This window comes from Stenotrophomonas sp. 1337 (assembly GCF_031455455.1).
Lineage (GTDB): Bacteria > Pseudomonadota > Gammaproteobacteria > Xanthomonadales > Xanthomonadaceae > Stenotrophomonas > Stenotrophomonas indicatrix.
The window spans coordinates 83,911-107,814 of record NZ_JAVDSR010000007.1; the positions used below are offsets into that span (position 1 = coordinate 83,911).

The following is a 23,904-nucleotide window of genomic DNA, read 5'->3' on the forward strand; positions in this document are numbered from 1 at the left end:
AATGAACAAGCGGGGCCCGTCACCTGTATGACGGGCCTCGTCTTTCTACGAAAGAAGAACCGGAGAGGGTGGAAACCACGGCTTAACTGCTAAAGTCGGGACGATCGACAGGAGAGTCACGTGAACGCGCTCGCTGCCACCGCCATCGACGACACTGAAGGCCGCATCCTCGATGCGCTGCTGGCACGTGGTCGGCTCAAGGAAGGAGATCTGGCACGTGCGCGGCCGCTGCATGCCGAGTCCGGTGGCAGCCTGCTTGGGCTGCTGGTACGGCTTGGGCTGGTGTCCGAACGTGACCAGGCGCAGGCCAGCGCCGATGTGCTGGGCCTGCCGCTGCTGGAAGGACGGCAGCTGCCTGAATCGCCACCGCAGGCGCTGGCCGAAGGCCTGCCGCTGTCGCTGCGCTTCCTCAAGCAATTCCACGTGTGCCCGCTGGCGCTGGATGAACACGGTGTGCAGCTGTGGTTGGCCGACGCCCACGATCCTTACCCGCAGCAAGCCGTGCAGTTGGCACTGGGTGTACCGGTCACGCCGCTGCTGGGCATGCGCGCGGAGATCGATGATCTGGTCGAGCGCTGGTTCGGCCAGGGCCGCAGTGCGATGGGCGCGATCGTGGAAACCGCCGATGGCGAGGGCGGCGCAGTGGACGATATCGAGCACCTGCGCGATCTCGCTTCCGAAGCGCCGGTGATCCGCCTGGTCAACCTGGTGATCCAGCGCGCGGTCGAACTACGCGCGTCGGACATCCACGTAGAGCCGTTCGAAAACCGGCTGAAGGTGCGTTACCGCGTCGATGGCGTGCTGGTCGAAGGCGAGAGTCCGCCGGCCAACCTGACCGCCGCGGTGATCAGCCGCATCAAGATCATGGCCCGGCTCAACATCGCCGAGCGCCGCCTGCCGCAGGATGGCCGCATCATGCTGCGCGTGCAGGGCAAGGAACTGGACCTGCGTGTCAGCACGGTGCCCACCGCGCACGGCGAAAGCGTGGTGATGCGCCTGCTTGATCGCGAGACGGTGGTGTTCGACTTCCATCGGCTGGGCTTCACCGATGCCTTCCTGCCGCAGTTCCGCAAGGTGCTTGAACAGCCGCACGGCATCCTGCTGGTGACCGGCCCCACCGGGTCGGGCAAGACCACCACGCTGTACACCGCGCTGAGCCAGCTCAACACCGCCGACGTCAAGATCATCACCGTTGAAGATCCGGTCGAGTACCAGATCGAAGGCATCAACCAGATCCAGGCCAAGCCGCAGATCGGGCTGGATTTCGCCAATGCGCTGCGCAGCATCGTGCGCCAGGATCCGGACATCATCATGATCGGCGAAATGCGCGACCTGGAAACCGCGCGCATCGCGATCCAGTCAGCGTTGACCGGCCACCTGGTGCTCTCCACGCTGCACACCAACAATGCCGCAGGCGGCATCACCCGCCTGCTCGACATGGGCGTGGAAGATTATCTGCTCACCTCCACCATCAACGGCATCCTGGCCCAGCGCCTGGTGCGCCGGCTGGAGCCGACCCACGCCGAACGCTACGAAGCCTCGCCGGAAGAGATCGAACGCTTCGACCTGCGCCGCCTGCAACCGGATGGAACGATCTACCTGTATCGCCCGAAGCCTTCGGCGCTGGCGCCGACCGGCTACCTGGGGCGCACCACCATCATGGAATTCCTGGTGATGAACGACGCGCTGCGCCGTGCGGTGATGCGTCGCGATGGCATGGGCGAGATCGAGCGCATCGCCCGCGAAGCCGGCATGCGCACCATGTACGAGGATGGCCTGAGCAAGGCCCTGAGCGGGCAGACGACCCTCGAGGAAGTCCTTCGCGTGACCGAGGAAGGCTGATGCGCGTGCAGGGACGACGCTGACATGCCGAACTACCGTTACAAGGCACTGAACCCACACGGTGAAGTGTTCGACGGACAGATGGAAGCGGCCAGCGAGGCCGAGCTGGTCGCGCGCCTGCAGGACCAGGGCCATCTGCCGATGGAAACGCAGCTGGCCGACGGGGGGGCGGTTGGCGGCAGCAGCCTGCGCGGCCTGTTCCGCCAGCGTCCGCTGCAGGGCGCGGCATTGCTGCAGTTCACCCAGCAGCTGGCCACCCTGCTCGGTGCCGGGCAGCCGCTGGACCGCGCGCTGTCGATCCTGCTCAGCCTGCCCGAAGACGAGCGCTCGCGCCGCGCGATCACTGACATCCGCGACGTGGTGCGTGGTGGCGCGCCGCTGTCGACTGCGCTGGAACGCCAGCACGGCCTGTTCTCGCGTCTATACGTGAACATGGTGCGCGCCGGCGAAGCCGGTGGCAGCTTGCACGACACACTGCAACGCCTGGCCGACTACCTCGAACGCAGCCGTGCGCTGCAGGGCAAGGTGATCAACGCCCTGGTCTACCCGGCGATCCTGCTGGTGGTGGTGGGTGGTGCGCTGCTGTTCCTGCTGGGCTACGTGGTGCCGCAGTTCGCACAGATGTACGAAAGCCTGGACGTGGCGCTGCCATGGTTCACCAACCTGGTGCTGCAGCTGGGCCTGTTCGTGCGCGACTGGTGGGTGCTGCTGCTGGTGGTGCCGGGCGTGCTGCTGCTGTTGTTCGAACGCAAGGTGCGGCAGCCCGCGTTCCGTCTGGCGCTGGATGGCTGGCTGCTGCAGCGCCGGGGCATCGGCCGCCTGCTGGGCGAGCTGGAAACCGCGCGGCTGGCGCGCACCCTGGGGACACTACTGCGCAACGGCGTGCCGCTGCTGGGGGCGCTGGGCATCGCCCGCAACGTGCTCGGCAACCGCGCCCTTGCCGCAGACCTGGAAACCGCCGCCGACGAGGTCAAGAACGGCACCGGCCTGTCGCTGGCGTTGTCGCGCGGCAAGCGTTTTCCCCGGCTGGCGCTGCAGATGATCCAGGTCGGCGAGGAGTCCGGCGCGCTCGATACCATGCTGCTGAAAGCTGCTGATACCTTCGAACAGGACAGCGCCCGCCGCATCGACCGCCTGCTGGCGGCGATGGTGCCGGCGATCACCCTGGTGCTGGCCTCGGTGGTCGGCGCGGTGATCGTAGCCGTGCTGGTGCCGTTGTACGACCTTACCAACGCCATCGGCTGACGATGGCCTCCTTCGCAACCCCGACATCCCGTACCTGAAAGGACCGACCATGATTGCTTCCCGTCGACCGATCCGCCTTTCCTTCACCGCCGCACGCCACCAGTCCGGCATGAGCCTGCTGGAGATCATCATCGTCATCGTGCTGATCGGCGCGGTGCTGACCCTGGTCGCCAGCCGCGTGCTCGGCGGCGCCGATCGTGGCAAGGCCAACATCGCCAAGGCGCAGGTGCAGACCGTTGCCTCCAAGGTCGACAACTACCAGATCGACACCGGCAAGCTGCCCGCCTCGCTCAACGACCTGGTGACCGCGCCGGCCGGCGTCGGTGGCTGGCTGGGCCCGTATGCCAAGCCTGCCGACCTCAACGACCCGTGGGGCCACGCGCTGGAGTACCGCGCACCGGGCGAGGGCCAGGCGTATGAACTGATCAGCCTGGGCAAGGACGGCAAGGCCGGCGGCAGCAGCGTCGACGCTGACATCCGCTACCAGCCGTAAGCACGCATGCTGCTTTTCCTGCCGCGCCGGGTGTCACGCCCGCGCCTGCACGGCAGGCGCGCGGCGGGCCTGTCGCTGCTGGAAATGCTGCTGGTGATCGCATTGATCGCGGCCATCGGCCTGATCACCGCCGCTGGCATGTCGCGCGGCTTTGCCGGCATGCAGCTGCGCAGTGCCGGCAAGGACATCGCCAACCAGCTGCGCATGGTGCGCGCGCAGGCCATTGCCCGCGGCGAACCGCAGCGCTTCGTGATCGAACCGGCGCAGCATCGTTGGCAGGGCGCCAGCCAGCGCCACGGTGAAGTGCCGGCCAAGCTGAAGGTGCAGTTCGAAGGTGCCGCGCAGTTGGCCACCGCGCCCGGCCAGGGCGTGATCGAATTCCATCCCGACGGCGGCTCCAGTGGCGGCCGCATCCGCCTGCAGCTGGAGAGCGCCGAGTGGCGCATCGATGTCGGCTGGTTGACCGGTGAAGTCCGTTCCGGACCCTGGCGGGCGCAATGAGGTCGCGAGCCCGTGGTTTCACCCTGCTGGAAGTGATCGTTGCCTTCGCCTTGCTCGGGCTGGCGCTGACGCTGTTGCTGGGCAGCCTGTCCGGCGGCGCGCGGCAGGTGCGCGACGCCGAGCTGCGCACGCGCGCGGTGCTGCACGCGCAGTCGTTGCTGGCCGCCGCCGGGGTGGAAGCACCGCTGCAGGCCGGCAGCCAGCAGGGCGAGTGGGAGCAGGGGCGTTATCACTGGCAGCTGCAGGTGCAGCCCTGGGCCGAGCCGCGCAGTGGTGCGCTGCCCGCTGCGCAGTCGCCGGGCGCACCCTGGCTGGCGGAACTGCAGCTGCAGGTGCGTTGGGGCGACAGTGAACGCGAGCAGTTGCGCTGGCGCAGCCTGCGTCTGTTGCCGCCCGCGCTGGAGAATGCGCGATGAGGCGCCGCGCACGCGGCTTCACCCTGGTCGAAGTGATGCTGGCCACGGTGCTGCTGGCAGGCGGCCTGGCGCTGGCGTTCGCCAGCGTGCGCTCGGCGATGGCGATCAGCCAGCGCGGCGAGCAGATTGCCGCGCAGAGCGAACGCATGCGCGCAGTGCAGGCCCTGCTGCGGCGGCAGCTCGCCAGTGCCCTGCGCAGCCCGCTGGAAGTGCCCGATCCCACCCGCGAACCGGTGTTCTTCCAGGGTGACGATCAGGGCATGCAGTTCGTTGCCGACCTGCCGGGCTATCTCGGTCGTGGCGGCCCTTACCTGCATGCGCTGCAGGTGGATGGCGCAGCCGGCCACCGCCGCTTGCTGCTGGGGCTGGTGCTGCTGCAGGAAGGCGAGCGCATCGAAGAGAACCCGCCGCGCCCGCCCGAAGTGCTGGCGGAGGAGTTAAAGGACGTAAGGCTGCGCTACCGCGGTGTCGACGCCAGCAACGGGCAGCTGACCGAATGGTTGCCACGCTGGGAGGACACCCGACGCCTGCCATTGCTGGTGGAAGTGCAGATCGTGCCGGCCAGGGGCACGCCGTGGCCGCCGCTGGTGGTGTCACTGCGGGCCGGTGGCAGCGGAGGTGCGCGATGAAGCGTCCACGTGGTGCCGCGCTGGTCCTGGTGCTGTGGCTGATCGCGCTGATGACCGCGCTGGTCGGCGCCTTTGCGCTCAGCGCACGGGTCGAACACCTGCAGCAGCGGGTGCTCGGTGACGACGCACGCGGCCAGGAGCGTGCCCGCGCCGGCCTGGAATACGCGTTGCTGCGGCTGCAGCCGGACCCGCAGCGTCCGCCGTGGCAGGCTGATGGCCGCGCCTATCGCTGGCAGTTCGACGACGCCCGCATCGAGATCCGGGTGCTGGACGAGAACGGCAAGATCAACCTCAACCTGGCCGATGCGGCCCTGCTGTCCGCATTCATGCAGGCACTGGGCGAGCCGGCAGAGAGCGCCAGGCAGCTGGCCGGTGCGATCATCGACTGGCGCGACGAAGACAGCCTGCTGCAGCCCGGTGGCGGTGCCGAGGCGCCGGAGTACGCCGCCGCAGGCCTGCCCTATGGCCCGCGCAACAAGCGCTTTGAAACCCTGGGCGAACTGCAGCGGGTGCTGGGGATGCGCGGGTCGCTGTATGCCGCGATGCTGCCGCACCTGACGCTCTACAGCAGGCAGGCGCGCCCGGATCCACGTTTCGCCAGTGGACCGGTGTTGACGGCATTGGGCCTGGATGCGGAACAACTGCTGGCGCAACGCGCCCAGCAGGAGCGTGACGGAGATAACGCTGCGGGTGCATCAGCGCTTGCCAGCGGCAGTGGCACCTATAGTATCGAGTCCCGCGCCACTGACGGCAGCGGACGCCTGTCGGTGCTGCAGGCGGTGGTACGCAACGGATCGGGCGGGGTGCCCGGCCGGACCTACACAGTGCTTCGCTGGGAGCAGGGAATGGCAGCAAGATGACGGCGTGGCAGGACAGTCTGCGGCAGGTGCAGGGCCAGATCGGCCCCGGTGCCGGCCGTTTCCTGCGCTGGTGGCGGCAGTCGTTGCTGGCCTGGGTGCCGATGCGTTGGCAATGGGCGCTGGGCTGGTCGCAGACCCGCCTGCTGCTGCAGTGCGAGGACGGGCAACTACAGGTCTGGCGTGAAACCGGCGACGGTCTCGAGCCCGTGGCCCGCCTGCCGTGGCCGCTGCAACCGGCGGACCTGGACCGCGTGCTGGAGCCGCGCCTGCGCAGCCTGCCACGGGTGTGGCTGCTGCCGGCCGGGCAGGTCCTGCGGCGCAATCTGCGTCTTCCTGCCGCAGCCGCTGACCGCCTGCGTGCGGTGGTCGGCTACGAGATCGACCGGCAGACACCGTTCGAAGCCAGCCAGGTCAGCTATGACATCCGTGAGCTGGGCAGTGCCGGCGAAGGCCTGCTGCAGGTGGAGCTGGTGGCCTGGCCGCTGCGCCAGCTGGATGACTGGCGCGCGCAGATCGGAGAGTGGGCCGATGTGCTGGCCGGTGTCGATGCGATCGATGCCCAAGGCCGCGCGCTGCAGGTCAACCTGCTGCCGCCCGCGCAGCGTCAGCAGCGACCGGACCCGATGCGGCGCTGGAACCTGCTGCTTGCCATGGCTGCGCTGGTGATGCTGGTGCTGGCGGCGATGCAGTTGCTGGACAACCGTCGTGACGCCGTCGATGCGCTGCGCGCAGACGTCGAGCGCAGCGCCCGCAGTGCGCGTGGCGTGGCCAGCGAACGCAGCCAGCTGCAGGCGCTGCTGGATGGAGCGGCGTTCCTGGAAACACAGCGCAACCAGCGCGCCAGTACCGTCGAAGTCTGGAACGAGCTGACCCGACGCCTGCCCGATGGCACCTACCTGGAAAAACTGGCGATCGAGAACAACAGCCTGCAGTTGATCGGCCTCAGCAGCGAAGCATCGCAGCTGGTCACGCTGCTGCAGGACGCGCCGCAGTGGCGCAAGGTCAACCTTACCGGCGTGCTGCAGGCTGACGGTGCCGCCAGTGGCCGCGACCGCTTCACCCTGACCGCCGAGCTGCAGCCATTGCCTTCGGCGGCAGCGGCGCCGGCACCCGCCCCGACTGCAACCACGGAGGCGGCCAATGCCGATGCCAAGCGCACGCCGTGACCGCTGGCTGGCACTGGCACTGCTGTTGGCAGTGCTGGGCCTGGCCTACCTGCTGCTGGTGCACCCGTGGTTCACCCAGCCGCTGCGCGCCATCGATGCCGATGCCGCCGCCCTGCGCGAGCGCCAGCAGCGCGTGCAGGCGCAGCTGCAGCAGCAGCCGCAGATCGAACAGCGGCTGCGCGCAACCCGCGACGCCCTGCAGCAGCGCCCGGGGTTCCTGCAGGAAGCCACCGCCGAGGCCGCCGCGGCCGCGCTCGGCGCACGCCTGCAGGATGCGGTGGCGATGGCCAGCCCGGGCAACCGCAGCTGCACCATCAGCAACCGCACGCCGTTGAGCGACAACCGTCGCGATGCTGCGTTCGTGCGCGTGGCCATGCAGGTGCGCCTGCGCTGTGGCGTGGCCGAACTGGCCACCGTGCTGCACAGCCTGGAGACCGGCAGCCCGCGCCTGTTCGTGGACAACCTCAACCTGATCGCACAGCGCTTCCAGCAATCGCCCAACGAATCCGGCCTCGGCCTGGACGTGTCCTTCGAGCTGGCCGGCTACCTGTTGCCGGCGGCTGCTGCCGATCCCTCGACAGCACCCGTGGCCACGCCGCCTGCAGCGGCGCCGGCGGTGTCGCCGCCGGCACCTGTGCCGTCACCGGCGGAGCAGCCTGCCACCGATGCGCAGGAGGTGGCCGATGAAGCTTGAGCAGATCAGCCTGCGCACCGGGCTGTTGCTGGCGGTGGCCGGATGGGCCGCAGCGCTCTGGCTGGCCACCGGCTTCGGTCTTGGCAGCCAGCTGCCCACGGTCAGTGCGGAGGGCGACGCGCAGGCCGCGCTGCCGGCGCTGCCCGTGCTGGCGCCCGAACGCATGGCCGGTGCAGACAGCTACAGCGTGATCAGCGAACGGCCCCTGTTCGCCGAAGACCGCAAGCCGCGCCCGTACCTGCTGGGGGGCAGTGAAGCCGCCGCCAGTCCGGCACTGCGCCTGACCGGCGTGCTGATGACCGGCGACTTCAGCATGGCCACCTTCACCACCGAGCAGGGCCGGTCGCTGCGCCTGCGCCTCAACGGCGATGCAGTCGATGGCTGGCAGCTGGTGGCATTGGAACCGCGCCAGGCCACGGTGATCGGCTCCAGTGGCAGCCAGGTGCTGGAACTGGCCGTGTTCAATGGCCAGGGCGGTGAAGCGCCGACCGCGCTGCGCGGAGCCACTGGCACACCGCCTGTGCCTGGCGCGGTGGTTCCGCCGCCGCCACCGCAGCCAACGCCCAGCCAGACGCTGCCCACCCCCCGTGCCGCCGATGGCAACGTGGCTCCCGCCTCGCCTGCACCGGCCGCGGCCGCCGCACCCCCTGCAAACACCAACGGTCCCAGCGAAGCGCAGATGCAGGCCATCCGCGAACGCATCCAGGCCCGCCGCCGTCAGCTGCAGCAACAGCAGCAACAACCGTCGCCGCCCCCGGGCGATGGCACCAACCGATAGAGTGAATGCATGAATCTGCGTTTTCTTCCCTGGTCCTTCGCCCTGACGCTGCTGGTCGGCTGCAGCACCGTGTCGGCCCCGCATGTGCAACGCAACGGCAACCTGCAGCCCTCGGCCAGTGCCGGCCAGGCTGCCGTCGATGCGCAGACCGAAGCGGCCGATCAAGCCCAGGGGGCGCCGCAGGCGGTGATCCGCCGTGGCACCGGCACCATGATCAACCGCGAAGCCGCGCGCAAGCCGTCGCCCGCGCTGCATGCGGCCAGCTCCGGTGAGGCGACCTTCAACTTTGAAGGCGAGTCGGTGCACGCGGTGGTCAAGGCCATCCTCGGGGACATGCTCGGCCAGAACTACGTGATCGCCCCGGGGGTGCAGGGCACGGTGACGCTGGCCACGCCCAAGCCGGTATCGCCGGCACAGGCACTGAACCTGCTGGAGATGGTGCTGGGCTGGAACAACGCCCGCATGGTCTACAGCGGTGGCCGCTACAACATTGTCGCCGCCGACCAGGCACTGGCCGGCACCGTGGCGCCGAGCACCGCGCCGGCCTCCAGCGCACGCGGTTTTGAAGTGCGCGTGGTGCCGCTGCAGTTCATTTCCGCCACCGAGATGAAGAAGGTGCTGGAGCCCTATGCGCGGCCCAATGCCATCGTCAACGTCGACAGCGGCCGCAACGTGATCACCCTCGGCGGTACGCGTGCGGAACTGGAGAACTACCTGCATACCGTCGAGATCTTCGACGTCGACTGGCTTTCGGGCATGTCGGTGGGTGTATTCCCGATCCAGTCCGGCAAGGCCGAGCAGGTCGCGGCGGATCTGGAGAAGGTCTTCGGCGAAGAGAGCAAGACGCCCAGCGCCGGCATGTTCCGTTTCCTGCCGCTGGAAAACGCCAATGCAGTGCTGGTGATCACCCCGCAGGTGCGCTACCTGGACCAGATCCAGCAGTGGCTGGACCGCATCGATACCGCCGGCGGCAGCGCGCGCCTGTTCTCGCATGAACTGCGATACATCAAGGCACGCGACCTGGCCGAACGCCTCAGCGAAGCCTTTGCCAGCAGCGGCAACCGCGGCGGCTCCGGCTCGGCATCGCTGGCGCCGGGTGCCATTCCGTCGCAGCTGGGCAGCGAGGGCGACCGCGGCATGGATGCGGGCAACAGCAGCAGTTTCAACAACCAGGTGGGTGCCGGCAGCAGCGGCAGTGGCAGCAGCGCCGGCAGCCTGAACCTGCCGCAGCGCCAGTCGGGCAACGTCAGCATCAGCCTGGAAGTGGAAGGCGATCGTGTCGGCGTGTCGGCGGTGGAGGAAACCAACACGCTGCTGGTGCGTTCGACACCGCAGGCCTGGCGCTCGATCCGCGAGGTGATCGAAAAGCTGGACGTGATGCCGCTGCAGGTACACATCGAAGCGCAGGTGGCCGAAGTCGGGCTGACCGGCGACCTGAAGTACGGCGTCAACTGGTTCTTCGACAATGCCGTGGCGGGGCGCGCGCTGACCGGCGCGCTGTCCGGGTTGACCCTGCCAGCAGCGGCCGGCGGCTCCTGGAACACCTTCGCCGGTGCGGTGACCGGTACCGATGGCGCCGGCTGGGCGTTCACCGGGCACAACGGTGCAGCCGTGGTCAGTGCGCTGGACAAGGTCACCGACGTGCGCCTGCTGCAGACGCCCTCGGTGTTCGTGCGCAACAACGCCGAAGCCACCCTCAACGTAGGCGACAAGGTGCCGATCAACACCACCACGGTCAACACCGGCATCGGCACCAGCAGCTACAGCTCGGTGCAGTACATCGACACCGGCGTGATCCTCAAGGTGCGCCCGCGCGTCACCCGTGACGGTACGGTGTTCCTGGATATCGTGCAGGAGATCAGCAGCGCATCGGACGTGCCGGAGAACTGCAATCCGCAGGAGCGCAACTGCAATCCGCGCATCTCCACCAAGAAGCTGGCCACCGAGGCGGCGGTGCAGAGCGGGGACACCATCATGCTGGCCGGCCTGATCACCGATTCGGCCACCGATGGCAGCAGCGGCATTCCCGGCCTGAGCCGGATTCCGGTACTGGGCGCGCTGTTCGGCCAGAAGAGCCGCACCAGCCGTCGTTCGGAAGTGATCGTGCTGCTGACCCCGACCATCGTCCGCAACGGCCAGGAAGCCCGCACCCTGACCGACGAGTACAGCCAGCGCTTCCGCGCGATGGAACCGCTGAACCAGCCGCGCAGGAAGTAAGCCGGCCGGGCTGCGCCCGGCACCCTCCGAAGCCGAAGCTGAAGCCGAAGCCGAAGCCGAAGCAACGGCAACAGCGGGCATTCCGTGGGATGGCGGGGCGGTGTGGGCTGGCAGGACACGCCGTAAACCCGTCCCTGGGGGCTCGATGGCGCCATCCATGGCGCCAACGGTCCTGCCAGCCCACACCGCCCCGCCGCCGACAGATTCCGTGGGCTGTTGGTAGGTGTCGACCTTGGTCGACACATCTTTCAGATATCGAAATACAGGAATGGGGTCAGATCCGTTTTCCTGCGGAAAACGGATCTGACCCCAGGAGTCGTTCAGACAGTTCGCGGAAAACTGTCGAAGGTGGGGGGGTGTCGGATTGCGGGGTGTCAGCCGCATGGATGCGGCTGCCAAGCCTACAAGGACGTACTTGCGGCGTCCCCGCAATCCGATACCGCCCCGCCATCCCCCAGGACCCCAGCTGTTGCTGTTGCTTCGGCCCTGGCTTGAAGCCTCTGCGGGTGCCGGGTGCAACCCGGCCGACACCCACCCGATGCTACGCTGTGGCCACCGACAACCACGGAGGCGGGATGGGGGCGATCGTGTTGTTGCCGCTGGGCGTGGACGACGCGGTACTTGACCGCTGCCTGGCGGCGCTTGATGCCGGTACCGCAGCGGGGACATCGATCTGGCTGGCCGATGACGCACAGGCCGGGCCACGTGCACAGGCGGTGGTCGAACACTGGCTGGCACATACGCCGTTGCAGGCCGAATACACCCGCCGCGCGCGGCCGCTGGGCGAGGTTGCCCACCTGGACGAAATGCTGCGTGCCTGCGATGGCCTGGACGTGGCGGTGCTGGCCCCGGACAGCGTGCCCGCACCGGGATGGCTGCAGCAGCTGCAGGCCACGTTTGCACGCGACGCGGCCATTGCCACGGCCACGCCGTGGTGCAACGTGGGCGAAACCGCGGCGTGGCCGCGCTTGGGTGAGCTCAACCCCGAACCGGGCGACCCGGCGCTGTTGGCACATGTCTGCGCCGCACTGCCGAGCCTGCATCCTGAACTCCCTTCGGCGGTCACCCACGCCGTGCTGGTGCGCGCCAATGCTCGGCGGCGCGCCGGCGGCCTGGATGCAGAAAGCTACCTGGGCTGGAACGCGGCGCTGGTCGATCTGAGCCTGCGCATGGCTGGTCTCGGTTGGCGCAACGTGTTGTGCGAAAACGCCTTCGTCAGCCGTGCCAGTGAAGCGCCCAGCCGCGACGGCGATCTGGAAGCACTGGCCGCGCGCTGGCCGGGCTGGGTACCGCGGCTGGCTGACTTCCTGATGCACGACCCGCTGCACACGCTGCGCCAGGACCTGCAGCACGGCCTGCAGCAGGCGATAATGCCGCGCGGGCAGGGCGACCTGTTCGTCCCGCCATCACCGTTGGAGCCGCCTGTTTGAATTCCGCCATTGCCGCCATCGTCGTCACCTACCAGAGCGGCAGCACCATTGATGCGTGCCTGTCGCGGCTGCGCCAGGCGCAGGACGTGGCCGAGATCCGGGTGGTCGACAATGGATCGCTGGATGACACCCTGGAAGTCGTGCAGCGCCACGCCAGCCATGATCCGCGTGTACGTTTCATCGCCAACCCGGACAACCCCGGTTTTGCCGCGGCCAACAACCAGGGCGTTGCCGATTCACGCAGCCCGTGGCTGGCCTTCATCAATCCCGACCTGATGGTCGAAGTCGATACGCTGGCAGCCCTGCGTGACTGCGCCAATGCGGTGGGCGACAGTCTGCTGGGGGTGGAGCAGGTGGACGAGCAGGGCCAGGCCGATGAAGCGGTACGGCGCCGTGATCCGGACTTCCTTGCCATGCTGCGCTCACCCGGTCGTGGCGCGCGGTTGGCCATTGCCCGCGACCCGGCGCAGCCGTTGCAGCAGGTGCCGGCGTTGTCCGGTGCGCTGCTGCTGATGCCCCGCGCCCTGTTTGATCGCATCGGCGGCTGGGATGCCGGCTACCGGCTGCACGCCGAAGACCTCGACCTGTGCCGCCGCGTGCGTGAGGCCGGCGGCGTGGTTGCCATCGCCAACGACCTGAAGGTGACCCACGTGCGCGGGGTGTCCAGCCGGTCGCGCCCGTTCTTCGTTGAATGGCACAAGCATCGCGGGCTATGGCGCTATTTCAGCAAGTTCGAAGCGCCGCAGCGGTCGTTGCCGGTGCGGGTGGCGGTGTGGGGGGCGATCTGGGCCCATGCACTGGTGCAGGTGCCGAGGTTGCTGCGCAGGTCGCTGTAACGCGCTGCCACAGGATCATCCACACATGGCGTGGATCGACTGCAGAGCGCGTGAGGGCGCCACCTCCACCACGGACCCCGGTTCACCCGAACGGGCGCATAATTCCCCCATGCCTATCATCCAGTCCCTGCTCGACACCGACCTGTACAAGTTCACCATGATGCAGGCGGTGCTGCACCAGCACCCCGGCGCGCAGGTTCAGTACCGTTTCAAATGCCGCACCCCCGGTATCGAACTGGCCCGCTACATCGACCAGATCGATGAGGAGATCGACCACCTGTGCAGCCTGCGCTTCAGCAATGAAGAGCTGGATTACATGCGTGGCCTGCGCTTTGTGAAGCCCGATTTCGCCGACTTCCTCGGCCTGTTCCACCTGGACCGCAAATACATCCAGCTGCGCGCGTCGAAGACGGTGCCGGGCGAGATCGAACTGGACATCACCGGTCCGTGGCTGCACACGATCCTGTTCGAAGTGCCGCTGCTGGCGATCATCAACGAAGTCTGGTTCCGCAACACCACCACGGCGGATTTCGCCGAAGGCGAACGCCGCCTGCAGGCCAAGGCCGCGCTGCTGCGCGATACCCCTGGCTTCGAGCAGTGCCGCATCGCCGACTATGGCAGCCGCCGCCGCTACTCGCGCGATTGGCATGCCCGCCTGCTGCCGCTGCTGCGCGATGCGCTGGGCCCGCAGCTGGTCGGCACCAGCAACGTGCACTTCGCGCGCCTGTACGGCATGACGCCGCACGGCACCATGGCCCACGAGTACCTGCAGGCGTTCCAGGCACTGGGCCCGCGCCTGCGCGATTCGCAGGTGGCGGCGCTGGAGTCGTGGGCGCGCGAGTACCGCGGCGACCTTGGCATTGCCCTGTCCGACGTGGTCGGGCTGGATGCGTTCCTGCGCGACTTCGACATGTATTTCTGCAAGCTGTTCGACGGCGTGCGCCATGATTCCGGCGACCCGTTCGACTGGGGCGACCGCATGCTGGCCCACTTCCAGCTGCGCCGCGTCGACCCGCGCAGCAAGGTGCTGGTGTTCAGCGATGGGCTCGACATCACCAAGGTGATGCGCCTGTACGACTACTTCCGTGGCCGCTGCCAGGTGGCGTTCGGCGTGGGCACCCACCTGACCAACGATCTGGGGCCGACCCCGCTGAACATCGTCATCAAGATGGTCCGCTGCAACGGCCAGCCGGTGGCCAAGCTCAGTGACTCGCCGGGCAAGAGCATGTGCGACGACCCGGGCTACCTGTCCTACCTGCGGCAAGTATTCGAACTGCCGGATCCGGCCCAGACCTGATCGCGGTCGGTCCGGGGCCGCACCGCGGCCCGTGGCTGCCCTGCATGTGGTGATTGCCGCACATCGCGGGTGGCAGTAATTGACTGTGCCTTGATGCCGCAAGCATCAGGATCGACGGTATGATGCGCCCACAACCACACGAATGTGACGTGCGTCATCAAATGAGTTCCCTTCGCTGCAGTATCCACCCTGCAAGTCTGCCAATGGACCCACCGATGGCCGCTGAAAGGAACAACGCGTGACGGCGCCCCATCTTGCCATTGCCGGCATGCCGGCCGAATTCGTCGAAATGCGCGGTGGCAGCGTGTACTGGGTCGTTGCTGCTGGCAGCGCGCCGGCCGATCTGCTCGGCGCCAGTGCGTTGATCGGCGCGGGCGATCTTGATGACGTAGTGCTGGCAACGCTGGGGCGCGGCGTCGAGCCGATGTTGTCTCTGCTGACGCCCGAACAGGGCCCTGCACGGGTGCACATGTTCCAGTGCTCGCACCAGGGCATGCAGTTGGCCCTGCGCGGCCTTGCCGAGGACTTGCCTCGCGCTTCAGGCGCCACAACGCGCATGTGCATCGTGCAGTTCCCCGTGGCTGCACTGGACGGTTGGGACGACGCGCGTTTGTCGCGCTGGTGCCAGCGCCTGCAGCAGTGGGCGCAGAACGCCGCGCAGGTCTTATTGCTGCTCTGCCATGGCGAGGTGGCCACGCTCGCTCCGCGTCTGTTGCCCTTGAACCGGAGCTGCGCCGGTGTCGCCCAGTTGCATCCACACCGTGGTGCACTGCAGCTGTTGCTGCATTACTGGACCAACAGCCACGGCGTCGTCGCACAACGTGCCTTCACCGTTGAACAAGTCGAGCAGCGTCTGCAGCGCTTGGTCGACCCCGAGGTTGAAGCGCCGTCAGTGGCGGGCGAGGGCGGCAGCGACCGCGACCTGTTCCTGGCCCAGGCCGATGTACTGGAAGGTGCCCCGCCGTTGTCGTCGGCCTGGCGCCTGTATGAAGGCTGGGCTGGCCTGATGCCTGCCGCGCTGCAGGCACGCGAAGCCACGGTGGTGGTCGCCATCAGCGAAAACGCACAGGTCGACGCCCTGGCGCGATTGCTGCATCGCCTGCGGCGTGAGCGCGGCGATGCTGTGAAGCTGGTGGTACGCGAACTGCAACCCTGCCTGCGCTACGCCGATGAGCGGCTGTTGCTGCAGTGCGGCGGCAGCCTCGTGGTGCCTGCCCACACCCCTTTGCCGCGCCTGTTGACCTTGCTCGATACCGTGCAGCGGCAGCGCTGGCAGGGCCAGTTGGCTGACGATCCGGAACCGTTGATCCGTGCGCACCGGCCGCCGTCGATCAGTGGCCAGGTCAGTGCGTCGCGCTTCCGCCAGATCGCCAGTGAACGCATCGACCAGGACGGCAGCGCCGTGGAGAGTGCAGTGCTGGCATTGCAGCCGGTGGCTGGCCTGCGCGCCGAGCAGACGCTGCAGCAGCTGCGCATCCGCCGCCAGGGCGACCTGGCCTGCGTGTACCGCGGGCAGGTGCGCCTGTTCCTGTTCGGCTGTCGCCGCGATGCCATCGAACAGGCGCTGGGCAACCTGTTCCGGCTGCCCTGGCGCGAGCTGTTCGACGGTTACCAGCGGCTTGCCGAATACGATATCGCGGCGATGAACGCCAGCGGCAGCGATCCGGAGACGGAGCTGCTGCCGCAGCCTGCGGAACCCGCGCCGGTCGCAGTTGCGACGGTTGTAGCAGTGCCATTTGCAACGCCAACACCGTTGCGGCTGGGAGACGACACATGACCACCGACCAGCAGCTGTGGACGTTGATCGTCGCCTGCGCGGTATTGATGATTCCGTTCGGCGCGATGCTGGGCGTGCTGTGGCGAGGCCTGCGCCGACGCGTCGGTGGGTGGTTGCCGCCACGTCACCTGCGCCGGGCGGGCGTGCGCCAGCGCGCACCGCGGAGGCCGGCATGAGTCCGCAGGCATTGCCCGCATCGCCGTTCGCCTGGGCCGACCTGCGCGGCTGGAACCTGTACTTCCTGTCCAAGGTGGTGCTGGCCTGGATGGGTGCGCTGGACCTGAAGATCCTGCCCAACCTGCTGTTCCTCGGCGCGCTGCTGGTGCCGCTGCGCTGGCGCTGGGCGCGTATCGCGCGGACGGTGGTGGCTGTCCCCGTTGGCGTGGCGCTGTACTACCAGGACACCTGGTGGCCGCCGTTCCAGCGATTGCTGGCGCAGCCGGGCGTGCTCGACTTTTCTGCCGACTATTGGCTGGAACTGGCCCAGCGCTTCATCAACTGGCAGATGGTGGCGGTGCTGGCCCTGCTGCTGGTGGCCTATTACCTGCTGAAACCGTGGCTGCGCATCACCACCCTCAGCGTGCTGGGCATGCTCGGCATGGCGGTGGTTGCGCTGCCGCTGCCAGCAGACCTGGTCGCGCGACAGGGCCAGGCCGTGGCCGCCACCGGCAATACGGGCTCCGGTCGTGCGCCGCTGGCACCGGCCAGCAACGACAACCTCAACGCCTGGCTGGCAAGCTTCTACCAGCAGCAGTCAAGTTTGAAGACGGCCTTCCCGGCGCCGGCCAGCGGCGCGCCCTTCGACGTCATCATCCTCAACATCTGCTCGCTGGCCTGGAGCGACCTGGACGAAGTGGGGCTGCGCCAGAACAACCTGCTCGACCGCATGGACGTGGTCTTCGACGATTTCAATTCGGCAACCGCCTACAGCGGGCCGGCGGCCATCCGCCTGCTGCGCGCCAGCTGCGGGCAGACTTCGCACACCGCGCTGTTCGACCCGGTACCGGCCGAGTGCCAGCTGTTCTCCAACCTGCAGCGCCTCGGTTTCCAGAGCGAGCTGGCCATGAATCATGATGGCCATTTCGACGATTTCATCGGCGAGCTCTCCAAGTACGGCGGCCTGCAGGCCAAACCGATGGACATCAATCCACTGCCGCGCGCGCTGGTGGCGTTCGACAAGTCACCGTTGCGTCGCGATGGCGACGTGCTGAACAGCTGGTTCAAGCAACGCCAGGCCGAATCCACCCAGCAGGTCGCGCTGTTCTACAACACGATCTCGCTGCACGACGGCAACCGCATCGTCGGCGCCGATGGTCGTGCCAACGCTGCCGACTACAAGGCGCGTGCGCAGATGGTGCTCGGTGACATGGCCGGCTTCGTCGACGCGGTGGAGAAGAGTGGGCGCCGCGCCATGATCGTGGTGGTACCCGAACACGGTGCCGCACTGCACGGCGATCGCATGCAGATCCCGGGCATGCGTGAAATTCCCAGCCCGTCGATCACCCACGTGCCGGTAGGCGTGAAGCTGGTCGGTATGGGGGCACCTGCTGCCGGCGGCCCGCGCCACATTCCCGAACCGAGCAGCTACCTGGCCATCTCCGAGCTGGTGGCACGGGTCTACGCGCTCAACGCGCAGTCGCCGCCGGCCGACCGTGACTGGGACAGCCTGCTGAAGGGGTTGCCGCGAACGCCATCGGTTTCCGAGAACGAAGGCGCCAAGGTCATCGACTACGACGGCAAGCCGTGGCTGCAGCTGCAGGGCAGCCAGACCTGGAGCCCTTATCCCGAGGACAAACGCTGATGGCTGCCGACATTCTCGCGGTGCCCACCACCCTGTCGGTCGAGGAAGACGACATCGACCTGCTGCGGCGCAGCCTGAACATGCCGGAGATGCCCTACGTGGACTTTTCGGCGCAGCGCGAGCGCGAGCAGGCGCTGGCGCGCTGGCCGCTGCTGGCGGAGCTGGAGCAGCAGCGATGAACACGCTGTTGTCCCTGCAGGGCGTGCATGGCGGCACCGGGGTAACCACCGTGCTGGCAGCGCTGGGCCAGGCCCTGCATGCGCAGGGCCAGCGCGTGCTGCTGGTCGAATGCAGCCCGGACCAGATGCTTGGCCTGCACCTGGGCCTGCCCGCAAAGGAAGCGGGTGGCTGGGCGCGTGCCCAGCTTGACGGAGGCGACTGGCGCGCGGCGGCCTTCGCCTGCGCGCCTGGCTTGGCCGTGCTTCCCTATGGCCGCGTCGATGACGCTGAGGCACTGCAGGTAGAGCAGTGGCTGCAGGCGGCGCCGGCCACCTGGGCCGATCGCATGCCGCTGTTGGCGCCGCAGTTCGACTGGGTGATGTTCGACCTGCCACAGCGGCTGCCTGCACACGTGGCCGCGATCAACCAGCATGCCGCTTGCACCTTGCCGCTCCGCCTGGCCTGTGTCGATCCGGCCAACCATGTGGCGCTGCAACGGCAAGGTGCCGACGCGCGCCGTGTGCTGGCCAATCGCTACGATCCTGCTGTGCCGGTACAGCGCGACCTGATGCAGTTGTGGCTGCACTCGCATGCTGCGCGCCTGCTGCCGCAACCGCTGCATGAGGATGCGCGGGTACCGGCGGCGTTGGCCAGCAAGCAGCCGTTGGGCCGCTACGCGGCCGATTCGCTGGCCGCCGCTGATATCGATGGCCTCGCGTTGTGGTGCCTGGCCGAGTCTGCCCGGCGGCAGGCGGAGGGCGCGCACGGATGAGCGCGCGGGTGTACTACCTGCATTGGAGCCGCCTGCGTGATCGGGTACATGCGCCGTGGGCGACTTGCCTGGTGCTGTGGCTGCTGCAGGCCATCGGCTGGGCGTTCCTGCGCCTGGAAGCTCCGGCATGGCAGGCATTGGCGCCGCGCCTGCGCGGTGCCTTCCCGCAGTTGCAGGGTGACCGTCGCTGGCGCCCCGGCGATCCGATCCGCTTGCTGATCCAGGCGCTCTGGTTGTCGATCGTGCGCTTGGTGCCGCGCCCTTCGCAGCGCCGGCAACGCTTGGCGCGCGCGCGCCGGCAACGCATCGCCGAGCTGCGCGGTGCCGCCGGGCGTGGTCACCTGCGCTACGTGCGCGCAATGCGCGATGCACCCAACGAGGTCTGGAACAGCCGCTTCATGGCCTGGGCAAGCCAGCGCCTGCAGGGGCTGTCGCCGCGTACGCGCAATCTGCTGACGTTCCTGATCGGCCTGGTCACGCTGGGCCTGGCCGTGCTGTGCATCACCCAGCCGTTCACCTACTTCGCGCAGTTCGTGTTCGTGCTGCTGCTGTGGGTCATCGCCCTGCTGGTGCGGCGCATGCAGGGGCGCTACGCCACCCTGGTGCTGGTGGTGCTGTCGATCACCGTGTCCTGCCGCTACCTGTGGTGGCGCTATACGGCCACGTTGAACTGGAACAGCACCTTCGACCTGATCTGCGGGCTGGTGCTGTTGGCTGCGGAAACCTACTCGTGGCTGGTGCTGATGCTGGGGTATGTGCAGGTGGCCTGGCCGCTGCGCCGTCGCCCGGCGCCGCTGCCCGCCGATGTCCAGCAGTGGCCGACGGTGGATGTGCTCATTCCCACCTACAACGAAGACCTGGCCCTGGTGCGGCACACCGTGTACGCGGCGATGGGCCTGGACTGGCCGGCCGACAAGCTGCGCATCCACATTCTCGACGACGGCAGGCGCGAAGAGTTCCGCGCTTTCGCCGAACGTACCGGAGTGAACTACATCACCCGCACCGACAACCGACACGCCAAGGCGGGCAACCTCAATCACGCCCTGACCTTGATTGATGGCGAACTGGTGGCCATCTTCGACAGCGATCATCTGCCGGTGCGGTCGTTCCTGCAGGTCTCCTGCGGCTGGTTCCTGCGCGACCCGAAGCTGGCGCTGGTACAGACGCCGCACCACTTCTTCTCGGCCGATCCGTTCGAGCGCAACCTGCAGGTATTCCGCAGCGACCCCAACGAGGGCGAGTTGTTCTACGGTCTTGTGCAGGATGGCAACGACCTGTGGAACGCGGCCTTCTTCTGTGGCTCCTGCGCGGTGCTGCGCCGCGAGGCGATCGATGCCATTGGCGGCTTTGCCACCGAGACCGTCACCGAGGATGCGCATACTGCGCTGCGCCTGCATCGCAACGGTTGGAACTCGGCGTACCTGCGTATCCCGCAGGCGGCTGGCCTGGCCACCGACAGCCTGGGAGCGCATGTCAACCAGCGCATCCGCTGGGCGCGCGGCATGGTGCAGATCTTCCGCATCGACAATCCCCTGATCGGCAAGGGCCTGAGCCTGTTCCAGCGCTTCTGCTACGCCAACGCGATGCTGCACTTCCTCGCCGGCATTCCACGTCTGGTGTTCCTCACCGCGCCGCTGGCGTTCCTGCTGCTGCACGTCTACATCATCTATGCGCCAGCACTGGCCATCCTGTTGTTCGTGGTGCCGCACATGGCCCACGCCAGCCTTACCAACGCACGCATCCAGGGCAAGTATCGGCGGCCTTTCTGGGGCGAGGTCTACGAGACCGTGCTGGCCTGGTACATCGCACGGCCGACCACCATTGCGTTGTTCAGCCCGGGGCGCGGCAAGTTCAACGTCACCGACAAGGGCGGCACCCAGGCCGGTGACCGTTTCGACTGGCGTGTGGCACGGCCATACCTGGTGCTGGCGCTGTTGAACGTGCTGGGCCTGTGCTTTGCGGTCTGGCGCTTCATGCACGGCCCGGCTGATGAACGCGGCACCGTGGTCGTCAGCTCGCTGTGGGTGCTGTACAACCTGCTGATCATCGGTGGCGCGCTGGCCGTGGCCGCCGAGGTGCAGCAGGTGCGCCGCACCCATCGCGTGACGACACGCTTGCCGATGGCCCTGCAGGTTCCCGATGGTCGCCGCCTGCGTGGCGTCATGCAGGATTACTCCAACGACGGTGTCGGCATCGAGCTGGGCGACGACCCGCAGCTGCTTGAGGGGCAACCGGTGCAGGTGCTGCTGGGCCGGGGCCGCCGCGAGTTTGCGTTCCCCGCACGGGTGCAGCGCAGCGTTGGCCATCGCCTCGGCCTGCTGTTGACGTTCGAGAATGAACGCCAGCGCGTGGAATTTGCCCAGTGCACCTTCGCCCGCGCCGATGCGTGGCTCGACTGGCACGCCGGCTATCAGCCCAAGAGCCTGCCACGCAGCCTGTGGAGCGTGCTGGTGCTGGGTTGGCGCGGTTACCGGCGGATGGGCGACTTCACTCCGTTCGACCTTGACCGTCCCGCGCACTGGAACCGTCGCCTGCTGCGCTGGCTGGCCAGTTTCGCCCCGCAACGTCCGCTTCCATCCCACCCGGCTGACCCAGCCGCTGATCCAGGGCTTCGTCCATGAGCATTCCGTCCTCTCTGCGCTGGCTGCTGCTGCCTCTGCTGGCCTTGCCTGTGGCCTCGGGCAACAGTGCGCCGGCCCCGGCACGCATGCCGACCACCGGTTCCACCCCGGACGCACCGGCTGCCCAGGTCGCCGTACCGACCCCGGTGGCGGCTGCAGCGGTTCCTGCGCAGCGCAGTGAAGCTGCACTGCCGCAGACCTGGGCAGGCAGTGCCTGGCCTTGGCAACGCGAAAGTACCTTCGCCCAGTTGGGTCGTCGCCAGGACACGCTGTTGTCGGGCGTGCGCAACGCGACCACCTTCGAATTCCAGGTGCGCCGCGACCGGCTCGCGCGCGAGGCCGAACTGGACCTGAGCTTCACACCGTCGCCGTCGCTGCTGCCGACCCTGTCGCACCTGCGGGTCTATCTCAACGATGCGTTGATGGGCGTGGTGCCGATCAGCAACGACCAGCTTGGCCGCCCGGTGCAGGCCAAGCTGCCGCTGGATGCGCGCCTGATCGCAGACTTCAACCAGGTGCGGCTGGAATTTGTCGGCCATTACACCGACATCTGCGAAGAACCCACCCACAGTTCGCTGTGGGTGAACCTGTCCAGCAACAGCACGCTGCGCCTGGGCGGACAGCTGCTGGCGATGCAGGATGACCTGGCCAACTTCCCGCTGCCGTTCTTCGATCCACGCGACACCGCGCGCCTGGAGCTGCCGGTGGTGTTCGGTGCCGCACCGACGTTGGCCCAGCAACGCGCCGGTGCCGTGATGGCCTCTTACTTCGGCAGCCTGGCCGGCTGGTGGCGGCAGGCGCGTTTCCCGGTCAGCTTCGGCCAACTGCCGGCGCAGGGGCATGCCGTGGTGCTGGCAGTCAATGGCAAGTTCCCGCCGGTGATCGCCAACCATGCACCGGTGAAGGGCCCGGTGGTCGAGCTGATGGCGCTGCCGGAGGATCCGCAGCGCAAGCTGCTGCTGGTGCTGGGCCGCAACGATGACGATCTGCAGAAGGCGGTGGCGGCGATGGCGGCGGGCAACGCGTTGTTCCGTGGCCGCCAGGTCAGCATCGACGAGGTCAAGCCGTTGGCCCCGCGCAAGCCGTACGATGCACCTAACTGGGTGCGCACCGACCGGGCCGTGCGCTTGGCCGAACTGCTCGACTACCCGCAGCAGCTGCATGCAAACGGCGTGTCGCCGCAGCCGATCACGGTCAACCTCAACCTGCCGCCGGATCTTTTCATCTGGCGCAACCAGGGCATTCCGCTGAACCTGCGTTACCGCTACACGCCGCCGTTCGGCAGCGATGAATCGCGATTGGGCGTAGCAATCAACGACCAGTTCATTTCCAGCTTCCCTCTGGTGCGCCGCAACGGCAAGCAGGGTCTGGAGGAAATCCGCCTGCCGGTGCTGGCCGGCGACGCCGGTGCCGACGACGGCCGCCTGCTGATTCCCTCGCTCAAGCTGGGCGACCGCAACCAGCTGCGCTTTGATTTCAACTTTGCCAGCGTGATGGGCAGTGCCCAGCGCGACCACTGCCAGACCGTGCTGCCGCCGAACCTGCAGGCGGCGATCGAAGAAGATTCGACCATCGACTTCTCCGGTTTCCACCACTACATGGGCCTGCCGGACCTGTCCGCATTCGCGCTCAGCGGTTTCCCCTTCAGCCGCATGGCCGATCTGTCCGAGACGGTGGTGCTGGTGCCGGCAACGGCGAGCGAGTCGCAGGTCAGCCTGCTGTTGAACCTGGTGGGCGGCCTGGGCGTACAGACGGGGTACCCGGCCTATGGCCTGCGCCTGTCAGACGACTGGAAGCAGGCCAGCGCACTGGATGCCGACCTGCTGATGCTGGGTGCAATGCCGGCAGAGCTGCGCGGCAGCGATCAGTTGTCGCTGCTGATCGATGACCAGCGTACGCGCCTGCTCAATGGCCAGTCACCGTCGCCGCAGCTGGCGATGGAACAGGCCCGTCGCGGCAGCCGTGCCGGTGATCCGGCAGTTACCCAGGTGGCGGTCACCGCCGAAGCGCCCTTCGCGGCGATCATCGGCCTGCAGTCGCCGCATCACGCGCAGCGCAGTATCGTCTCGCTGGCGGCCAGCAATGCCGCCGACTACGGCCTGCTCGACGAAGCCCTCAGCGATACCGGCAAGCGCCAGGCGTTCGCCGGTTCGGTGGCGATCCTGCGCAGTTCGGGCATCCACAGCCAGTTCGTCGGCGACCATTACTACGTTGGCGCGCTGCCGTGGTGGCTGCTGCTCTGGTACCACCTGGCCGACCACCCGGCACTGCTGGCGGTGCTGGCCACGGTGGTGGTGCTGATGGTGGCATTCCTGTTCTGGCGTGTGCTGCGCTGGGTGGCAGCCAAGCGGCTGGATCCGGGGCACTGAT

The 23,904-nt window shown here is 67.8% G+C and carries 21 protein-coding genes; all 21 read left to right on the top strand.

Annotated features, from left to right (window positions below; genetic code table 11):
* Positions 1-120: 120 nt before the first annotated feature.
* The 21 genes from gspE to bcsB all read left to right on the top strand — a co-directional run bounded on the left by gspE (position 121) and on the right by bcsB (position 23,903).
* Positions 121-1,842 (top strand): type II secretion system ATPase GspE, encoded by a 1,722-nt coding sequence (gspE, locus tag J2X70_RS11715; RefSeq protein WP_025876711.1) that lies wholly within the window; start codon positions 121-123, stop codon positions 1,840-1,842.
* Between the two features lie 24 nt (positions 1,843-1,866).
* Positions 1,867-3,087, top strand: coding sequence for a type II secretion system F family protein (locus tag J2X70_RS11720; RefSeq protein ID WP_025876710.1), 1,221 nt, complete (start codon positions 1,867-1,869; stop codon positions 3,085-3,087).
* Between the two features lie 49 nt (positions 3,088-3,136).
* Complete coding sequence (gene gspG, locus J2X70_RS11725) at positions 3,137-3,580, top strand: type II secretion system major pseudopilin GspG (RefSeq protein ID WP_032951922.1); 444 nt, start codon at positions 3,137-3,139, stop codon at positions 3,578-3,580.
* 6 nt (positions 3,581-3,586) lie between these two features.
* Positions 3,587-4,081: a GspH/FimT family pseudopilin gene (locus J2X70_RS11730; RefSeq protein ID WP_025876706.1), complete on the top strand. Its 495-nt coding sequence runs from the start codon at positions 3,587-3,589 to the stop codon at positions 4,079-4,081.
* Positions 4,078-4,497, top strand: a complete 420-nt coding sequence (locus J2X70_RS11735) for a prepilin-type N-terminal cleavage/methylation domain-containing protein (RefSeq protein ID WP_025876704.1) — start codon at positions 4,078-4,080, stop codon at positions 4,495-4,497. Before J2X70_RS11730 ends, J2X70_RS11735 begins: the two co-directional genes overlap by 4 nt.
* Positions 4,494-5,126, top strand: a complete 633-nt coding sequence (locus J2X70_RS11740; RefSeq protein WP_032977169.1) for a type II secretion system protein J — start codon at positions 4,494-4,496, stop codon at positions 5,124-5,126. The genes J2X70_RS11735 and J2X70_RS11740 overlap by 4 nt, the downstream gene beginning before the upstream one ends.
* The gene (locus J2X70_RS11745; RefSeq protein WP_025876700.1) at positions 5,123-5,986 is read left to right on the top strand and encodes a type II secretion system protein GspK; all 864 of its coding nucleotides are present in this window, start codon (positions 5,123-5,125) and stop codon (positions 5,984-5,986) included. The genes J2X70_RS11740 and J2X70_RS11745 overlap by 4 nt, the downstream gene beginning before the upstream one ends.
* A complete protein-coding gene (locus J2X70_RS11750) occupies positions 5,983-7,152 on the top strand; it encodes a PilN domain-containing protein (protein ID WP_309910461.1) in 1,170 nt (389 codons plus the stop codon). Before J2X70_RS11745 ends, J2X70_RS11750 begins: the two co-directional genes overlap by 4 nt.
* Positions 7,133-7,846, top strand: coding sequence for a type II secretion system protein GspM (gene gspM, locus J2X70_RS11755; RefSeq protein ID WP_238492784.1), 714 nt, complete (start codon positions 7,133-7,135; stop codon positions 7,844-7,846). The genes J2X70_RS11750 and gspM overlap by 20 nt, the downstream gene beginning before the upstream one ends.
* Positions 7,836-8,624 (top strand): hypothetical protein, encoded by a 789-nt coding sequence (locus J2X70_RS11760; RefSeq protein WP_025876694.1) that lies wholly within the window; start codon positions 7,836-7,838, stop codon positions 8,622-8,624. Before gspM ends, J2X70_RS11760 begins: the two co-directional genes overlap by 11 nt.
* A gap of 9 nt (positions 8,625-8,633) precedes the next feature.
* Entirely contained in the window at positions 8,634-10,841 is a 2,208-nt protein-coding gene (gene gspD / locus J2X70_RS11765) for a type II secretion system secretin GspD (protein WP_309910463.1), read from the top strand.
* Positions 10,842-11,416: 575 nt separating this feature from the next.
* Entirely contained in the window at positions 11,417-12,271 is an 855-nt protein-coding gene (locus J2X70_RS11770) for a glycosyltransferase (protein ID WP_025876690.1), read from the top strand.
* Entirely contained in the window at positions 12,268-13,107 is an 840-nt protein-coding gene (locus J2X70_RS11775) for a glycosyltransferase family 2 protein (protein ID WP_025876688.1), read from the top strand. The genes J2X70_RS11770 and J2X70_RS11775 overlap by 4 nt, the downstream gene beginning before the upstream one ends.
* A 109-nt stretch (positions 13,108-13,216) precedes the next feature.
* Positions 13,217-14,404, top strand: a complete 1,188-nt coding sequence (gene pncB, locus J2X70_RS11780) for a nicotinate phosphoribosyltransferase (protein ID WP_025876686.1) — start codon at positions 13,217-13,219, stop codon at positions 14,402-14,404.
* Positions 14,405-14,642: 238 nt separating this feature from the next.
* On the top strand, positions 14,643-16,181 hold the full coding sequence (locus J2X70_RS11785; RefSeq protein WP_134831988.1) for a BcsE family c-di-GMP-binding protein: 1,539 nt from the start codon (positions 14,643-14,645) through the stop codon (positions 16,179-16,181).
* Positions 16,178-16,357 (top strand): cellulose biosynthesis protein BcsF, encoded by a 180-nt coding sequence (gene bcsF / locus J2X70_RS11790; protein ID WP_025876682.1) that lies wholly within the window; start codon positions 16,178-16,180, stop codon positions 16,355-16,357. The genes J2X70_RS11785 and bcsF overlap by 4 nt, the downstream gene beginning before the upstream one ends.
* Positions 16,354-17,982 carry a cellulose biosynthesis protein BcsG gene (bcsG, locus tag J2X70_RS11795; protein ID WP_025876680.1) on the top strand — a complete coding sequence of 543 codons (1,629 nt, stop codon included), beginning with the start codon at positions 16,354-16,356 and terminating at the stop codon, positions 17,980-17,982. The genes bcsF and bcsG overlap by 4 nt, the downstream gene beginning before the upstream one ends.
* Entirely contained in the window at positions 17,982-18,161 is a 180-nt protein-coding gene (gene bcsR / locus J2X70_RS11800; RefSeq protein ID WP_025876678.1) for a cellulose biosynthesis protein BcsR, read from the top strand. The genes bcsG and bcsR overlap by 1 nt, the downstream gene beginning before the upstream one ends.
* Positions 18,158-18,913, top strand: a complete 756-nt coding sequence (gene bcsQ, locus J2X70_RS11805) for a cellulose biosynthesis protein BcsQ (protein ID WP_025876676.1) — start codon at positions 18,158-18,160, stop codon at positions 18,911-18,913. The genes bcsR and bcsQ overlap by 4 nt, the downstream gene beginning before the upstream one ends.
* On the top strand, positions 18,910-21,534 hold the full coding sequence (gene bcsA, locus J2X70_RS11810; protein WP_025876674.1) for a UDP-forming cellulose synthase catalytic subunit: 2,625 nt from the start codon (positions 18,910-18,912) through the stop codon (positions 21,532-21,534). The genes bcsQ and bcsA overlap by 4 nt, the downstream gene beginning before the upstream one ends.
* Entirely contained in the window at positions 21,531-23,903 is a 2,373-nt protein-coding gene (gene bcsB / locus J2X70_RS11815; RefSeq protein ID WP_309910471.1) for a cellulose biosynthesis cyclic di-GMP-binding regulatory protein BcsB, read from the top strand. The genes bcsA and bcsB overlap by 4 nt, the downstream gene beginning before the upstream one ends.
* Position 23,904 lies beyond the last annotated feature (1 nt).

What these genes read in the sequence shown, in the direction of transcription:
- J2X70_RS11720 (WP_025876710.1), top strand. Translation starts at nt 1,867, where the DNA reads ATGCCGAACTACCGTTACAAGGCACTGAACCCACACGGTGAAGTGTTC.
- gspG (WP_032951922.1), top strand. Translation starts at nt 3,137, where the DNA reads ATGATTGCTTCCCGTCGACCGATCCGCCTTTCCTTCACCGCCGCACGC.
- J2X70_RS11730 (WP_025876706.1), top strand. Translation starts at nt 3,587, where the DNA reads ATGCTGCTTTTCCTGCCGCGCCGGGTGTCACGCCCGCGCCTGCACGGC.
- J2X70_RS11735 (WP_025876704.1), top strand. Translation starts at nt 4,078, where the DNA reads ATGAGGTCGCGAGCCCGTGGTTTCACCCTGCTGGAAGTGATCGTTGCC.
- J2X70_RS11740 (WP_032977169.1), top strand. Translation starts at nt 4,494, where the DNA reads ATGAGGCGCCGCGCACGCGGCTTCACCCTGGTCGAAGTGATGCTGGCC.
- J2X70_RS11745 (WP_025876700.1), top strand. Translation starts at nt 5,123, where the DNA reads ATGAAGCGTCCACGTGGTGCCGCGCTGGTCCTGGTGCTGTGGCTGATC.
- J2X70_RS11750 (WP_309910461.1), top strand. Translation starts at nt 5,983, where the DNA reads ATGACGGCGTGGCAGGACAGTCTGCGGCAGGTGCAGGGCCAGATCGGC.
- gspM (WP_238492784.1), top strand. Translation starts at nt 7,133, where the DNA reads ATGCCAAGCGCACGCCGTGACCGCTGGCTGGCACTGGCACTGCTGTTG.
- J2X70_RS11760 (WP_025876694.1), top strand. Translation starts at nt 7,836, where the DNA reads ATGAAGCTTGAGCAGATCAGCCTGCGCACCGGGCTGTTGCTGGCGGTG.
- gspD (WP_309910463.1), top strand. Translation starts at nt 8,634, where the DNA reads ATGAATCTGCGTTTTCTTCCCTGGTCCTTCGCCCTGACGCTGCTGGTC.
- J2X70_RS11770 (WP_025876690.1), top strand. Translation starts at nt 11,417, where the DNA reads ATGGGGGCGATCGTGTTGTTGCCGCTGGGCGTGGACGACGCGGTACTT.
- pncB (WP_025876686.1), top strand. Translation starts at nt 13,217, where the DNA reads ATGCCTATCATCCAGTCCCTGCTCGACACCGACCTGTACAAGTTCACC.
- bcsF (WP_025876682.1), top strand. Translation starts at nt 16,178, where the DNA reads ATGACCACCGACCAGCAGCTGTGGACGTTGATCGTCGCCTGCGCGGTA.
- bcsG (WP_025876680.1), top strand. Translation starts at nt 16,354, where the DNA reads ATGAGTCCGCAGGCATTGCCCGCATCGCCGTTCGCCTGGGCCGACCTG.
- bcsR (WP_025876678.1), top strand. Translation starts at nt 17,982, where the DNA reads ATGGCTGCCGACATTCTCGCGGTGCCCACCACCCTGTCGGTCGAGGAA.
- bcsQ (WP_025876676.1), top strand. Translation starts at nt 18,158, where the DNA reads ATGAACACGCTGTTGTCCCTGCAGGGCGTGCATGGCGGCACCGGGGTA.
- bcsA (WP_025876674.1), top strand. Translation starts at nt 18,910, where the DNA reads ATGAGCGCGCGGGTGTACTACCTGCATTGGAGCCGCCTGCGTGATCGG.
- bcsB (WP_309910471.1), top strand. Translation starts at nt 21,531, where the DNA reads ATGAGCATTCCGTCCTCTCTGCGCTGGCTGCTGCTGCCTCTGCTGGCC.